At 50.0% G+C, this 16,459-nt stretch carries 10 protein-coding genes; 6 read left to right on the forward strand and 4 right to left on the reverse strand.

Annotation, left to right across the window (positions count from 1 at the left end):
* The first annotated feature begins 12 nt into the window (after positions 1-12).
* From HMPREF3091_RS18695 to dolP, 4 genes are read left to right on the forward strand one after another with little or no spacing between them, the layout of a single operon-like run.
* Entirely contained in the window at positions 13-2,064 is a 2,052-nt protein-coding gene (locus HMPREF3091_RS18695) for a penicillin-binding protein activator (RefSeq protein ID WP_070717946.1), read from the forward strand.
* Positions 2,022-2,435 carry a YraN family protein gene (locus tag HMPREF3091_RS18700; RefSeq protein WP_035502891.1) on the forward strand — a complete coding sequence of 138 codons (414 nt, stop codon included), beginning with the start codon at positions 2,022-2,024 and terminating at the stop codon, positions 2,433-2,435. Before HMPREF3091_RS18695 ends, HMPREF3091_RS18700 begins: the two co-directional genes overlap by 43 nt.
* Positions 2,436-2,471: 36 nt before the next feature.
* Positions 2,472-3,062: a DnaA initiator-associating protein DiaA gene (gene diaA / locus HMPREF3091_RS18705; protein WP_004091302.1), complete on the forward strand. Its 591-nt coding sequence runs from the start codon at positions 2,472-2,474 to the stop codon at positions 3,060-3,062.
* A 10-nt stretch (positions 3,063-3,072) separates the two neighbouring features.
* Positions 3,073-3,669, forward strand: a complete 597-nt coding sequence (gene dolP / locus HMPREF3091_RS18710) for a division/outer membrane stress-associated lipid-binding lipoprotein (RefSeq protein ID WP_070717949.1) — start codon at positions 3,073-3,075, stop codon at positions 3,667-3,669.
* Positions 3,670-3,757: 88 nt separating this feature from the next.
* Here dolP and mtgA read toward each other — a convergent pair whose 3' ends face one another.
* The 3 genes from mtgA to arcB all read right to left on the reverse strand — a co-directional run bounded on the left by mtgA (position 3,758) and on the right by arcB (position 7,880).
* On the reverse strand, positions 3,758-4,495 hold the full coding sequence (gene mtgA / locus HMPREF3091_RS18715; protein WP_070717952.1) for a monofunctional biosynthetic peptidoglycan transglycosylase: 738 nt from the start codon (positions 4,493-4,495) through the stop codon (positions 3,758-3,760).
* The gene (gene elbB / locus HMPREF3091_RS18720) at positions 4,492-5,145 is read right to left on the reverse strand and encodes an isoprenoid biosynthesis glyoxalase ElbB (protein WP_004091299.1); all 654 of its coding nucleotides are present in this window, start codon (positions 5,143-5,145) and stop codon (positions 4,492-4,494) included. Before elbB ends, mtgA begins: the two co-directional genes overlap by 4 nt.
* 392 nt (positions 5,146-5,537) lie before the next feature.
* Positions 5,538-7,880 carry an aerobic respiration two-component sensor histidine kinase ArcB gene (gene arcB, locus HMPREF3091_RS18725; RefSeq protein WP_070717955.1) on the reverse strand — a complete coding sequence of 781 codons (2,343 nt, stop codon included), beginning with the start codon at positions 7,878-7,880 and terminating at the stop codon, positions 5,538-5,540.
* 269 nt (positions 7,881-8,149) lie between these two features.
* On the opposite strand from arcB, the gene HMPREF3091_RS18730 reads away from it, so the two are divergent.
* The gene (locus tag HMPREF3091_RS18730) at positions 8,150-10,330 is read left to right on the forward strand and encodes a hypothetical protein (RefSeq protein WP_070717958.1); all 2,181 of its coding nucleotides are present in this window, start codon (positions 8,150-8,152) and stop codon (positions 10,328-10,330) included.
* Positions 10,331-10,399: 69 nt separating this feature from the next.
* Here the strand turns inward: HMPREF3091_RS18730 and HMPREF3091_RS18735 are convergent, their stop codons facing one another.
* Positions 10,400-11,302, reverse strand: a complete 903-nt coding sequence (locus tag HMPREF3091_RS18735; RefSeq protein WP_004091296.1) for a tRNA modification radical SAM protein MnmL/YtqA — start codon at positions 11,300-11,302, stop codon at positions 10,400-10,402.
* Between the two features lie 692 nt (positions 11,303-11,994).
* Here HMPREF3091_RS18735 and gltB point away from each other — a divergent pair.
* Positions 11,995-16,452, forward strand: a complete 4,458-nt coding sequence (gltB, locus tag HMPREF3091_RS18740) for a glutamate synthase large subunit (RefSeq protein WP_070717961.1) — start codon at positions 11,995-11,997, stop codon at positions 16,450-16,452.
* Positions 16,453-16,459: the final 7 nt, after the last annotated feature.

Raw genomic sequence — 16,459 nt, forward strand, 5'->3', positions numbered from 1 at the left:
ACTGGATACAGTATGCTTTCCTCACTCATAGTCCGTACCAAGTCCGGACGCATTATCCCCGTCGTACTCGCCGCTATGTTAATGGCGGGTTGCCCGGGACGAGCTCCACAGACACCAGCGGCAGATATTCAGGCTGAAGCAACGTCTTCATCCGAATACTACCTGCAACAAATGCAGCAGAGCAGCGATGATAACAAGGCTGACTGGCAATTACTCGCCATTCGTGCCCTGATCCGCGAAGGAAAGCTTCCACAAGCTGCGGAATTGCTGGGCAAGCTACCGCAAGAGCTAACTGATGTCCAACGTCAGGAAGAACAGTTAGTGAGCGCTGAACTCTACATTGCTCAAAAAAACATGCCTAATGCATCGGCAATTTTGACCAAGCTAAACATCGATTCGCTCTCTGATAGCCAAAAGGCACGCTATTATCAGGCGGTCATCGACGCGAGCCAAGGCAAAGCCTCGCTGCCTGTTATTCGTGCCTATATAGCTCAAGAACCTTTGCTCAACGACAAACAGCGCGTGCAAAACATCAATGGTACTTGGGCCGCATTAACTCAACTGACACAGGCCGATCTCAATAGTCTGGTGATCAACGCGGACGAAAACGTTCTTCAAGGCTGGCTGGATCTGCTGCGTCTCTATCAAGACAACAAGCAAGACCCAAGCCTGCTCAAGGCCGCAATTAAAGATTGGCAAACACGTTACCCAAACAATCCAGCGTCAAAAGTTTTACCGACTGCGCTGGATAACGTGCTGAATTTCAAACAGGCATCAACCTCAAACGTCGCTTTATTACTGCCGATGAATGGTCAGGCTCAAGTTTTTGCTAACGCCATACAGGCGGGCTTCAATGCAGCGAAAAATGGGGCAATAACTCAAAGCGCACCAACTCAACCACAGCCTGCCGCAGCGCCTAGCGATACCAACGCAACGCAGCCAACCACAACAGATCCAAACGCTAACGGCGCAGTCAGCACCAGCGGTACACAGCCCGCTACCGAAGCAGCACCAATAGCACCAACAACACAAGCGGATGCTGATGGCATGCCGATTGCGCCTATCGTGCCGCCTTCAGCCAGCAATGCGCAGATTAAAGTCTATGATACCAGCAGCCAGCCACTGCCGGCGCTTCTGGCACAGGCCAAGCAGGACGGCGCAACGCTGGTCGTCGGCCCATTACTTAAAGAGAACGTTGATCAGCTATCTACCACCAGCACGCCGCTGAACGTATTAGCACTTAACCAGCCAGAACAAGTACAGAACAATCCAAATATCTGTTACTTCGCGCTGTCACCAGAAAATGAAGCTCGTGATGCGGCGAAACATATCTGGGAGCAAGGTAAACGCTCTCCGCTGATTTTGGCACCACGAGGTTCATTGGGCGATCGTGTGGCGAAAGCCTTTGCGCAAGAGTGGCAACAACTCGGCGGTTCTACCGTTCTCCAGCAAGGCTTTGGCTCAACGGGAGAACTTCGTCAAGCCATCAACGGCGGCTCTGGTATTCGTATGACTGGCCAGCCAGTCTCGGTCGCCGCGGCATCACAGCCTCAGTCTGTCACGATTGCGGGTTTAACTATTCCGGCGCCTCCTGCTGATGCAGGTGCTGTTTCCACCTCCAGCGGCAACGTGGATGCGGTTTACATCATCGCAACACCAGCTGAACTGACGTTGATTAAACCTATGATCGATTTAGCCAACGGTTCGCGTAACGGACTAGGCTTGTATGCCAGCTCACGTAGCTATCAGGCAGGCTCTGGTCCTGACTTCCGTTTAGAAATGGATGGACTGCAATTTAGCGACATTCCATTACTGGCAGGAGGCAATCCAGCGTTACTGCAGCAAGCCGCGTCTCAGTTTAAAAACGACTACTCTCTGGTACGCCTGTATGCCATGGGTGCTGATGCTTGGGTTCTTGCGAACCACTTCTCGCAGATGCGCCAAATTGGTGGTTTCCAATTAAATGGCTCAACCGGTGTTCTGAGTGCTGACAGTAACTGTGTCATCAACAGGAAGTTGCCATGGCTTCAGTACCGCTCAGGAACCATCGTTCCGATGCAATAGTGGGTAAGCCTAAAAGTAACCGGCGACAAATCGGCGCGCAGTATGAATTACTCGCGCGCCAGTATCTTGAACGTGCCGGACTTCGTTTTTACGCCGCTAACGTGACGCTACGTGGCGGCGAGTTAGACTTGATTATGTGCGATGGCGATATTTGGGTGTTTGTTGAAGTTCGCTATCGTAAATCCTCTCTCTATGGCGACGCGGCTGCGTCGGTCAGCTATACCAAACAGCGCCGATTATTGCGTAGTGCCGCTATCTGGTTGGCTGAGCGCGGCGGCAGCTTCGAAACCACAGATTGTCGCTTTGATGTTTTGGCAATCACGGGTAGCCAGTTACAATGGCTGCCAAACGCATTTACGGCGACTGAATAATTTCGCCTTAGCTACCTGAACCAATGGACATTTACCGTGCTGGAAAGAATTAAAGGCTGTTTTACAGAAAGTATTCAAACTCAGATTGCTGCGGCCGAGGCTTTGCCCGACGCCATTTCTCGCGCAGCCATGACGCTGGTGCAGTCACTGCTGAACGGCAATAAAATTCTTTGCTGCGGTAACGGCACCTCCGCCGCCAATGCCCAACATTTTGCCGCTAGCATGATTAACCGCTACGAGACCGAACGCCCAAGTTTACCCGCCATTGCACTAAATGCGGATAATGTGGTCTTAACAGCGATAGGCAATGATCGGCTACATGATGAAGTGTATGCCAAGCAGGTTCGAGCCCTCGGTCACGCAGGTGATGTTTTGCTAGCGATCTCGACGCGCGGTAATAGCCGTGACATCGTGAAAGCCGTTGAAGCAGCAGTCACCCGCGACATGACCATCGTGGCGCTAACAGGCTATGACGGAGGCGAACTGGCGGGGCTGCTTGGACAGCAGGATGTGGAAATCCGCATACCTTCACACCGCAGCGCACGCATTCAAGAGATGCACATGCTTACGGTCAATTGCCTCTGTGACTTAATTGATAATACGTTGTTCCCCCATCAGGATGATTGAAGGAGTCTCGATGACTAAGCGTTCCCCGTTAACCCGCTGTTTTCCAATTGCACTCGTCGTGATGAGCGCGCTATTGCTTCAGGGATGTATCGCCGCTGCCGTTGTCGGTAGTGCTGCCGTGGCCACCAAGACCGCCACCGATCCCCGCAGTGTAGGGACACAGGTCGATGATGGTACGCTCGAAGCCCGTGTGTCGAATGCACTCGGCAAAGATGAGCAATTGAAGAAAGAAACCCGTATCGTTGCCACCGCTTACCAAGGCACCGTATTGTTAACCGGTCAGGTACCATCAGCCGATCTGGGCGCTCGAGCCAAACAGATAGCCATGGGCGTAGATGGAACTAACGCTGTCTACAACGAAATTCGGACCGGCAAACCTGTGAGCTTAGGCACAGCCTCCAGCGATACTTGGATTACCACCAAGGTGCGTTCACAGCTATTAACTAGCGATTCCGTTAAATCTTCTAACGTGAAAGTGACCACCGAAAATGGCGAAGTATTTCTACTTGGCTTAGTCACTCAGGAAGAAGGTCAGGCTGCAGCCAAAGCGGCCAGTCAGGTCAGCGGCGTGAAGCATGTCACTACCGCATTTACTATTCTCAAATAACCTGACGATGGTACTCGGTTAGAGACAAAAATCCCCGCTTCAGCGGGGATTTTTATTAGCATTGAGCGGTGACAAACTAATACGCCGCTTAATTCAATTTATTTTGCTTGAGATAACTTTCCCCACCGAGCTGCCTCATCTGGCGCAAAATCCACTGCTGACGACGCAACACATAGCCTGAAGGGGCTTTGACGCTAAAGCGATGCGGATTAGGTAACACCGCAGCAAGCAATGCGGCTTCAGACGCCGTCAAACGGCTGGCTGGCTTATGAAAGTAACGACGTGCCGCTTCTTCCACGCCAAACACGCCAGGACCAAACTCGACGATGTTGAGATAAACCGTGAGAATGCGGCGTTTAGTCCACACCACTTCGGTTCCCAACGTCAGCCCTGCTTCCAAGCCCTTACGAATCCAGCTACGTCCATCCCATAAAAACAGGTTTTTAGACGTTTGCTGTGAAATAGTCGACGCCCCACGAACCGGCTTATCGCCCTTTTCACTACCGTCGATGACCGATTCAATCGCCCCAAGATCAAATCCCCAGTGCTGAGGAAACTTTTGATCCTCTGCGGCAATCACGGCAAGAGCCATATAGGGAGAGATTTCATCCATTGGCACCCAATCTTGGTGGGCTACATAGCCAAAATCACCGGTAAGCCATGCACCAAATTGACGCTCCACCATCACAGCAGAAAACGGAACGGGCAGAAAGGCAAAGATAACAATGCCAGCCAACCAAACGCCGATAATGCCTAAAATGACTCTTTGGCTCCAAATGCGCACTCGTCCTAACAAACCGTGTTTCTGCCCGCGCCGCCTACTCATTCAGCCAGTTCCAGCACTCTTGCAACCAGCTTATCAATACCTTGAGCGGCTTCACCGATCGAATTTGCCAGCATATAGGCCGGCGTTGTCACCACGTTCTGATCCAAATCGACCACAATATCATCCACTGGGCAAACTACATGCTCACCGCCCATGGCATCAATCGCTTCGGCAGTATCAGGATCGTTGCCAATAGTTAAACGAGTATGTACACCTAGCAACTTAGGCAGCAAAGCGGGCGCGATACAAATAAAACCTAACGGTTTTCCGGACTGATGCATCTGCTGAACCAGACGTTGTAGCTCGGCATCAACAGAGCACTCTGCGCCTTGCGTAGCAAAAGAGCTTAGGTTTTTGGCTGCGCCGAAACCGCCGGGGACGATGAGCGCATCAAGCTCACCAGCATCGGCCTGAGACAGTGGTTTGATGTTCCCACGTGCAATGCGTGCAGACTCAACTAACACATTGCGGCTTTCACTACTCTCTTCGCCAGTAAGGTGATTAATCACATGCATCTGCGGCTTATCAGGCGCAAAGAAATGAACCTGAGCCCCCGCACGATCTAACGCCAACAAGGTTAAGACAGACTCATGGATCTCCGCGCCATCAAAAACACCACAACCACTTAAAACTACACCGACTCGTTTCATATTCGTCTCCCAATCACGGCGGCACCACGCTCATGGATATACATTACAAATACAAAGGTATGCACGCTAAGCATTAGTAACGTTTACCAATCACCGTTTATGATGCCTTGGATAAAATAAATACTGGAAATGTCCTAGTAACTATCTAGAGTTAAGTCAACCACTAAAACGTTTGTATTAGCAAACAATAGCCCACATCACACATTTTAATGAATCAACTAACAAGCAGGAAAACATGTTGGTATGTTGGTTCAGTTTCGCGTGAAACCCATAAATTATGTTTACGCAATTGATCCAACTTAATACCTTTAGAAAAACTTAGCGTAAACATTCAGTTTCCCTGGTGTTGGCGCAGTCGTTGCGCACCCCAGCCTAGGCTGGGGTCATTTTTTCTATTTCTTGGTTGCTTTATCAGCCCAATCTCGCAGTACTTTCACATCGTGCCGCCATTCATGCTTGAGTTCATCCACCCACTCTTGGACATTATCCCACCATGCAGGCAGCGATGACGTCTGGATTTGCTGAGCAACCTGCTGTAAATGGCGTAAACCGACAGAACCCGCGGCACCTTTAATTTTGTGCCCTTCTTCGGTGATGCCTTTTTGATCGCGAGCAGTCATATTCGACTCCAGCACGGCTAAATACCCAGGCATCATTTTCTCAAACATATCAACGCTTTGATAGATAAGTTGAGGGCCGACTAAATCAATGTACTGTTGCAGCATGTCAGTATCTAAAAGGTCTTCGGTATTCTGGATCACTTTTTTACTCTCCACCTTTTTCTCTTTAGCCTTCGGCGCCTCATCCCAGAATTTCTTGATCATGGCCGTGAGAGCGGGAACCGAAAGCGGTTTGCTCAGCACATCATCCATACCAGCATCAAGATATTCTTTTTTGTCTTTCAGCACGTTAGCCGTTAACGCCACCAGCGGTGGCAGATCATCATCGCCATAGTTCTCACACAGGCTACGAGCAATATCCAGCCCCGTCATATCAGGTAGCTGAATATCAAGCAGTACCAGGTCGTATTCACCCGGCGTAAACATGTCTAACGCCTGCTGTCCCGTCATGGCAACATCAACGCTATTACCCAACTTTTCTAATACCGAACGCGCCACAATCACGTTCAGTTCAATATCTTCCACCAACAGCACATGCAGCGCTGGCAATGGCAATTCTTCATCTTCAGGCTGTGGCGATAGCGCTTCTTCAACGACTGGAGCATCAATTGAGAGGGTAAAGCATGAACCTTCCCCTGGAGTGCTGCGGACTACGATATCACCGCCCATGTTCTGAGCCAGACGCTTGGAAACCGCAAGTCCAATCCCTGTGCCTGTCGCGGGTTTTCCGCCGTTTTGATCTTTAACCTGATAGTACATGGCAAAGATTTTATCTTGTTCATCCTGCGGGATTCCGATACCACTGTCTTTCACTTCAAAGAACAGTTTGCCGTTGTTTTCACGCCATACCTTCACGTTGACGCCCCCTTTCTGGGTGAACTTGACCGCGTTACCAATCAGGTTCCACAGGATCTGGCGCAAACGAGTCCCATCGGCAAGAATTTTGTGCGGTAGATTTGGCTGGTGTTCCAGGGTGAAATCGAGTTTTTTCGGCTGCACCAGCAGGCCGGAGAGGTTCTCCAAATCGGTTAAGAAACCGGTGAAGTCTATCGGCTGGTTATCAAGCTGGACTTTACGGCGTTCAAGCTTATCCATTTCAATAATGTCATTGAAAATATTACCCAGCGTAATCGCACTCACATGGATGGTTTTGAGATAGTTAAGCTGCTCTTGATTTAGCTCGGTATCCAGAAGAATACGGCTTAGCCCTACAATACCGTTTAACGGCGTACGTAGCTCATGGCTGATGGTAGAGATAAAGGTCGTCTTATCACGGCTGGCGTTCTCCAGCGCATCCTGATAGCGCTTACGTTCGGTAATATCACGACCAAAGCCCATCAGACCATGACGTTTACCCACACGGTCATAAAACGGTACTTTACGTAGCTCAAAGCAGGCTTTACGCCCATCTGGATAAACCAACCACTGCTCGTAGGTCAACGAAACGTTATGGCGGAATACTTTCTCATCGGTTTCGATCACTTTCTTAGCGATATCTTCGTCGTAGACATCTTCTGGCTTCAAGCCAATTAACTGCTTCTCGCTCTTACCCGTTAACAGTTCCATCGCTCGGTTACAGCCGGAAAACTCTTCGTTCTCATTACGGTAATAAACCAAATCCGGAGAGGCATCGAGGAAAGAACGTAATAAAGCCGACTGCTGCTCCAGCTCAATCTGCGCCTGCTCACGCTGGTCGATCTCGTGCTGCAAGGTATCAAGCACCTGCAAGCGAGCATCTTCAGCCTTTTCACGCTCGGCAATTTCCTGATTGAGTTGGGAAATATTGTTTTTCAGCTGTTGATTAAGTTCGAGATCGCGATAGCGCATCTCTTCCAGCTTATTAACCAGCTTGGAAAGACGTTGGCGCGACTCTTCTAATTGCTCAACGACGACAGAAAGGAAATAAACCGCCCACGGGGTGATCAATAAACCAAAGAATACCGAACGCACAACATCAATGCTTTCCACCTCTCCGCGCAGCAGCATAGTCACCGCCATCTGCACCACGATAGCCAGAATAACCAGCACCGAAGCCAGTAGGATGGAAAAGCGCACCAGCCCAAGTTTTACCATTAAATCGACGTAATACTGGGCTAATACCCGGATTTGCTTCATGTGCTACTCCCTTGGTTTACGGTCTTTTAAATCATACCGTAAAAGAATAAATAGTGAGGCGAGATTAATTCGGATAATTTAGAATTTTGGACATGAACTCAGGATTAATCGGGTTATACCGCTACAGTAGCTTATTATCTGTCTGGCTTATATTCGGCATGGTTCAGGCTAAAGTTCATGAGGTAGTAAAGGCTTTCAATAACTGCGGGTAGGCTAGATTCACGCTATAGGATGAGCCCGCTGTATCCATATGGAACAAGGAAATATTCATGTTCAGCCATGAGCTATTCAGCACAAAATATCATCACAGCCCGCAGCTATCGTTGAGCCTGATAACGGCAACCATACTAACCATCTCCTTCCCCGCCAATGCTTGTGGACCGGATTTTATCAATCGTTTATTGGTCGATCGTAATAATACGCTGCTGTATATGCCCGAAGGCAACTTTGCGTTTGAGGCCGACAAGCTCGCTGAGATTGATAAAACGCTGCCAATCTGGAAAGAAGCAGAAGCCACCCCCCAAGAAAAAATCACGGCGGAGATGAGCCCTGAGGATCTGAGAACCAGCAAAATAGTCGAGCAAATGAGGGCCAGCAATAGCATTGAGCAAGCGGATGCGCTTAGCATAGGATTATCCGCTGAGGAGCGGCTGTACACCCTCGGCGCGGTGGCGTTTAGGTTAATGGATAAGAAAGCGATAGATTATTTCACTCAGGTCACAGCATTGCCGGAAGATGAACAAGAAGATTATGGGCTGGAAGCGCAATATTCCTTGGGGCGAGCCCTTATGGAAGACTATTCAGATGAAAAGCAGGATGGAACCCTTCGTACGATGGATTCTCATCCCGATAAAGCGCAATTAACGCTCGCGCTAGCCGCTTTCCAAAAGGTCATTGATCGCGTGAAAAACGGCGAACGTGACGTTGGCTTCTTGTCACTCACCAGCCTTGGGCAGCAAGCAAAAATTCATATCTGGTTAGGTAATCTCCCAGCTGCCGCACATCTGTATGCCCAACAATCGGCACAAGGCGATGAAAGCGGAAATATATCTCTTCGCCTTTTCACCGATATGCTGGTTAAACCGCAAAACGAAAAACGTCTAGAAACAGCCATTGAAGACCCCCTAATACAGCAGCTAGTGACAATCCAATTGTTTAGTAACAAATGGACCGCTCTGGACTATGATCAAGAGAGTGAAAAACCCAAGATTGCCGAGAGATTGTTTACTTTAGTCACTAATGCATCAGCAGAATCTCGTTTTCAAGGCCGCGATCGTCTGGCCGCTCTCGCTTACCGTACTGGCCACTATGATCTGGCCGCTACCCTGCTAAAAACATCAGGGGATAGCGCGTTAAGCTGGTGGCTACGGGCAAAAATGGCGCTGCGCGGGGGAGACATAAAAGCAGCGACTGCAGCCTATGCCAAAGCCGCCGCAGGATTCCCTTCAGCAGAAATCTGGGCTACCGATCCGAGAGAGCCCAATATGCTATATGGCAGTGATATACAACCGACCTGCCGAATCGCCGGTGAGCAAGGCATTCTGGCTCTCAATCGAGGCGATTATTTACAGGCGATGACGCTATTTTATCGAGTAAAAGATATTTATCTTCCTGACATCATGGATATCGCTGAACGCGTATTAACGATTAATGAACTCAAAGATTTTGTGGATAAAAACGTACCTTCAGTTGATGTAACGCCCCCTAAATTCAAACAAGAGCTGTATGAGTATGGCAATATCAATGGCGGCCAAGCTTTGGCTCCTGAAAACGCACTACGAAATCTGTTAGCTCGTCGCCTGATGCGGGCCGGACGTTACAACGAAGCACTCACTTATTTCCTACCGGGTAAGCAGCGCCAATGGGCTAAACAATTTGCCGATTACCTTAATATTGCCCGTGATTTAACAGCCGATAAACTGACTCGCGCTCGAGCTTACTATCAGGCGGCTGAGTTACAACGTTTTGAAGGTGTGCAATTATTCGCCTATGAAATGACGCCAGACTACGCCATTTATGGTTCCAACTACTCATACGTTGGCGATTCTTACAATCGCAAAGATTGGCAGGGTGGCAATTGGCTGCGTGAAGAGCAGACGTCAAATAATGTCGCCGCAGCCCCCGTGCCATTTAAAAACTGGATAACCTCAAACGAAGCCGCAAGAGCTAAAGCCGCGCTTCCCAAAACCAATAATATGTTTTTGCACTATCGCTGGAAAGCCGTTGATTTAGCGTCGCAATCAGCCAATCTTTTGTCGACCAACAGCCAAGCCTACACGATGGTTTTATGCAACGCTGAAAGCTGGATCCGTTATAAAGACAAAGGTTGGCTGAAGCTATATCACCGCTATACGAAAAAAGGCACTTTCTATTCCAAGATGATTCAGAATCCTGACTCTTCTTTCAAATGCACAGCACCTGATTTTGCTGGAAGCGTTAATGTGAAGTGAGGGATATGGGCCTGTTAGTGTTTATGTTTCTATGGAACCCTTGTGCAGGCGTCCGAGTCGGGGGCACCGCTATAAACCCGAAGCCTGCCCACCAAACTCCAGCATATACCGATTCAATTCAACCATTCCTGTCCAACGATTCTCGCACCATAACGGTGCCAACAATGTTGGGCGACGAGCGCTCGCCGAGATGCGGTGATAAACGATATCCATCGGCGTATGACGTATCATTTCACCCGCGATAGTGACATATTCCGCCAACGGCAGTTCACGTAAACGCCCAGCCTGCCATGCCTTGGCCATTGTGCTACCGGTGACAATATGTAATGGATGCAGCTTGATACCATCGACGCCGGTATTAACGACCTGCTCTAACGTCCGCATGCACTCTTCTTTACCCTCACCCGGCAAACCAACAATCAAATGGCTACACACTTTCAAACCGCGTTCTCGCGCCGCTCGCGTGGTCTTTTGGTAACAGGCGAAATCATGGCCGCGATTGATGCGTTTCAGGGTTTTATCCTGCGCGCTCTGCAAACCAAGCTCAAGCCACACTTCATAGCCCTTATCGCGGTAGTCACTCAGCAAATCCAAGACACTATCCGGCACGCAGTCAGGGCGGGTACCAACGCAAATGCCCACCATATCGGCCTGCTGTAGCGCTTCCTCATACATGTTCTTTAAGGTACAGACTTCTGCATAAGTACTCGTATAGGCTTGAAAATAAGCGAGATAGCGATTGGCACGATTGACCTTGCGCGCCTGCGCCGCCAGCTGTTCCGCGATGCTCTGGCGCTGCATTTGTTCGTCCGCAAAAGAAGCCACGTTACAAAAAGTGCAGCCACCGCGCCCCAATGTGCCATCACGATTAGGGCAGTTAAAACCACCATGCAGGGTAAGCTTATGAATTTTTTCACCATAGCGGCGCTGGAGATCGGCACCGAACATATTTACGAGTTGCTGCAACTGCATAGTCTGAAGATTCGCCTGTACACATCACGGAAAAACTGAGGGCGGTGATCCTATCTCATACTTCGTTTTGCTGCGCTGATGGAGATCAATCATCGCCATGCGACCAAACGGAATAAAAATTCATTATTAATGATAATAAATTCACCCGCACTGTAATAAAGAATTCTTATTATTTTCAATACACTGACACAATGATGTTGCTGAGATGAAAAATAGTCATAACCAACGTGAAAACTTAATTTTACAATATAATTCACTATTAAAGTGAAATGCTCTAGCACGGTGCATAAATAATAGGCTTGCACTACAGTGAGTCAGCTCACATTTTTCTCGGCTTGCCTTGACTTCCATAAAGAGCCAAAACCGACACTTTATAGTTATTAATCAATAAAATAACCATTATTCATCAGATTAAAAGTGTGAACCGCCCCACATTTGACCTGCGTACTCTTTCTAGATAAGTTGAAAGACCGCTGGAAGCTAAATGTTTTTTTAACGACTTTTTCTAGACGGGCTAATGTCTCGTCATTTTTATGTAGTCATTTACGACTCCCTCGAAACACGTTATTGACCACTGCTGGAAAGATTCCAAAAGTGCAATAACCGAGGCGGATGCGCGTGCCGAATGGTTATGCACTATCCCACTCGCAGTAAGATGGAAAGTAATGCAGAGCCTCGGGAGGTTCACAGAAATGCTATACGATGCATCCCTTGAAAAGGACAACTGTGGTTTCGGTCTGATCGCCCATATAGAAGGTGAGCCAAGCCATAAAGTAGTTCGTACCGCCATCCACGCCCTTGCGCGAATGCAACACCGTGGCGCGATTTTGGCCGATGGTAAAACCGGTGACGGATGCGGTCTGTTGCTGCAAAAGCCCGATCGTTTTTTCCGTATGGTGGCCGAAGAGCGCGGCTGGCGTTTAGCCAAGAACTACGCTGTAGGCATGATTTTCCTCAGCCAAGATGAAAGCGAAGCGCGCGCCAGTCGCCGCATCGTAGAAGAAGAGTTGCAGAACGAAACGCTGTCGGTCATCGGCTGGCGTGAAGTTCCTATCAATTCTGACGTGTTGGGTGAAATTGCGCTTTCTTCTATGCCACGCATCGAACAAATTTTTGTTAACGCCCCGGCAGGCTGGCGTCCGCGCGATATGGAGCGCCGTCTGTTCGTCGCTCGTCGTCGTATTGAAAAACGTATTGAAGATAAAGATTTCTACGTCTGTAGCCTCTCTAACCTGGTGACGATCTATAAAGGCCTGTGCATGCCGGCCGATCTGCCACGTTTCTATTTGGATCTGGCCGATCTGCGTTTGGAATCCGCCATTTGCCTGTTCCACCAGCGCTTTTCAACCAATACCGTGCCACGCTGGCCTCTGGCTCAGCCATTCCGCTATCTGGCACACAACGGTGAAATCAACACCATCACCGGCAACCGCCAATGGGCGCGCGCTCGTACCTACAAATTTAAAACGCCGCTGATCCCTGATTTGCAGGACGCAGCGCCGTTCGTCAATGAAACCGGCTCAGACTCCAGCTCGCTCGATAATATGTTGGAACTGTTACTGAGCGGTGGCATGGATATCGTGCGCTCCATGCGTTTACTGGTACCACCAGCATGGCAGAATAACCCCGATATGGACGCCGATTTACGCGCCTTCTTCGACTTCAACTCCATGCATATGGAGCCGTGGGATGGCCCTGCCGGTATCGTCATGTCTGATGGCCGCTTTGCTGCCTGTAACCTAGACCGTAACGGCCTGCGCCCTGCGCGCTATGTCATCACCAAAGACAAACTTATCACCTGCGCTTCCGAAGTCGGGATCTGGGATTATCAGCCTGATGAAGTGCTCGAAAAAGGCCGAGTTGGCCCCGGCGAGCTGATGGTCATCGACACCCGCAGCGGACGTATTCTTCATTCGGCAGAAACCGATGACGATCTGAAAAGCCGCCATCCTTATAAAGAGTGGATGGAGCGTAACGTTAAGCGCTTAGTACCATTCGAAGATTTACCTGACGATCAGGTGGGTCAGCGCGAACTCAGCGACGATGAACTCCTCACCTTCCAGAAGCAATTTGCTTACAGCAGCGAAGAGCTTGACCAAATCCTGCGCGTGCTAGGCGAGAATGGACAGGAAGCGACAGGTTCAATGGGCGATGACACGCCATTTGCCGTACTCTCTAGCCGCCCGCGTATTATTTACGATTACTTCCGCCAGCAGTTTGCGCAGGTCACAAACCCGCCAATCGATCCGCTGCGTGAAGCCCACGTGATGTCTCTGTCGACCAGTATTGGCCGTGAGATGAACGTATTCAGCGAAGCCGAGGGTCAAGCTCATCGCCTGAACTTCAAATCACCTATTTTGCTGTATTCAGATTTCACCCAGTTAACCACACAGGACAGCGAACATTACCGCGCAGAAACGCTCGATCTGACGTTTGATCCGCAGCAAACCGATTTACAGCAGGCGATTCATGCGCTGTGCGAAGAGGCAGAGCAGAAAGTGCGTGGCGGTGCCGTGCTGCTGGTTCTGTCTGACCGCAACATCAGCGCTGAACGTTTACCGGTACCTGCGCCAATGGCGGTTGGCTCTATTCAGCAACGTCTGGTGGAAAAGAATCTGCGCTGCGACGCTAACATCATTGTTGAAACCGCCAGCGCTCGCGATCCCCACCACTTTGCGGTACTGCTTGGTTTCGGCGCGACGGCAATCTATCCGTATCTGGCATATGAAACTCTCGCCAAGCTGGCCGACTCCCACGCTATCGACAAAAAATACCGTGACGTGATGCTGAACTATCGCAACGGCATCAACAAAGGTCTGTACAAAATCATGTCGAAGATGGGGATTTCTACCATCGCATCATATCGCTGCTCCAAACTGTTTGAAGCGGTTGGTTTACATCGTGAAGTCAGCAATCTGTGCTTCCCTGGCGTCGTCAGTCGTATCGGTGGTGCAGGTTTCAGCGACTTCCAACAGGATCTGCAAAACCTGTCTAAACGGGCGTGGCTAAAACGCAAACCGTTGGATCAGGGCGGTCTGCTGAAATTCGTTCATGACGGTGAATACCACATGTACAACCCTGACGTGGTTAATACCCTACAGGCAGCGGTTAAAAGTGGTGAATACGAAGATTATCAGAAGTATGCCAAGCTGGTGAACGAACGTCCGGTATCCACTCTACGTGATTTACTTCAAATCACACCGAAAGGTGAAGCTATTGCCGTGGATAACGTTGAGCCTGCTAGTGAGCTATTCAAACGTTTTGATACCGCGGCTATGTCGATTGGGGCACTGAGTCCAGAAGCTCATGAAGCGCTGGCTGAAGCCATGAACGGTTTGGGCGGATTCTCTAACTCCGGCGAAGGCGGCGAAGATCCTGCACGCTACAAAACCAACAAAGTTTCCCGCATTAAGCAGGTCGCTTCGGGACGCTTTGGCGTCACACCAGCCTATCTGGTCAACGCCGACGTGATTCAGATTAAAGTGGCTCAGGGAGCAAAACCTGGCGAAGGTGGTCAGTTACCGGGCGATAAAGTCACGCCGTATATCGCCAAGTTGCGCTACTCCGTACCTGGCGTAACGCTCATTTCACCGCCACCGCACCACGATATTTACTCTATCGAAGACTTAGCACAGCTGATTTTCGATTTGAAACAGGTCAACCCAAAAGCATTAATCTCGGTCAAATTGGTCTCTGAGCCCGGCGTTGGCACTATCGCGACCGGTGTAGCCAAAGCCTATGCCGATCTCATCACCATTGCTGGCTACGATGGCGGAACGGGGGCAAGCCCGCTGTCATCGGTGAAATACGCAGGCTGTCCGTGGGAACTTGGGCTGGTTGAAACTCAACAAGCTCTGGTGGCAAACGGCTTACGTCACAAGATCCGCCTACAGGTCGATGGTGGCCTAAAAACCGGCGTCGATATTATTAAAGCAGCCATTTTAGGCGCTGAGAGTTTCGGCTTCGGCACCGGTCCAATGGTCGCGTTGGGCTGCAAATATCTGCGTATTTGTCATTTGAACAACTGTGCAACCGGTGTGGCTACGCAGGATGAAAAACTACGCCGCAACCACTTCCACGGTTTACCGGAGCGCGTAGCCAACTACTTCCAATTCATTGCCCGTGAAACTCGCGAGCTGATGGCGGAGCTGGGCGTAACTCGTTTGGTCGATCTGATTGGCCGCACAGATTTACTGCTGGAACTGGATGGTTTCACCGCCAAGCAAAACAAACTGGATCTGTCGGCGCTGCTGAAAACCGCAGAACCTAAACCAGGCAAAGCCGTGTATTGCACTGAGAGCAATCCTTCGTTTGATAAAGGTTTACTCAACAAGGAACTGCTGGCGCAGGTACAGGCCAATATTGAAGCCAAGCAAAGCAAAACCGTGTTCTTTGATATCCGCAACACCGATCGTTCCGTCGGCGCATCGTTGTCTGGCGCCATTGCTGAACAGCATGGCGATCAGGGGCTAGCAAGCGATCCGATCAAAGCGCAGTTCACCGGCACTGCTGGGCAAAGTTTTGGCGTGTGGAACGCAGGTGGCGTAGAGCTCACCTTAACGGGTGATGCGAACGACTACGTCGGTAAAGGTATGGCGGGAGGCAAGATTGTGGTTCGCCCTCCCGTCGGCTCCGCTTTCCGTAGCCACGAAGCCAGCATCATTGGTAATACCTGTTTGTACGGCGCAACCGGAGGAAAACTGTTTGCCGCTGGCCGCGCAGGAGAACGCTTCGCTGTGCGCAACTCCGGCGCAATCACCGTGGTTGAAGGCATTGGTGATAACGGCTGTGAGTACATGACCGGCGGTATCGTTTGTGTTATGGGACGGACTGGCATCAACTTCGGCGCGGGTATGACGGGTGGCTTTGCCTATGTGCTGGACGAAGACGGCGAGTTCCGCAAACGCGTTAACCCTGAACTGGTAGAAGTGCTAAGTATGGATCAGTTAGCGATCCATGAAGAACATCTGCGAGGTTTAATCACCGAACATGTACAGCTAACGGGATCGAGCCGTGGCGAAGAGATCTTAGCGCACTGGCCAGAATGGGCACCAAAGTTTGCGCTGATCAAACCAAAATCCAGCGATGTGAAAGCACTGTTAGGTCACCGTAGTCGTTCCGCAGCTGAGCTGCGGGTACAGGCGCAGTAAGGGCGGA

The sequence above is a fragment of the Hafnia sp. HMSC23F03 genome (assembly GCF_001816025.1).
Lineage (GTDB): Bacteria > Pseudomonadota > Gammaproteobacteria > Enterobacterales > Enterobacteriaceae > Hafnia > Hafnia paralvei.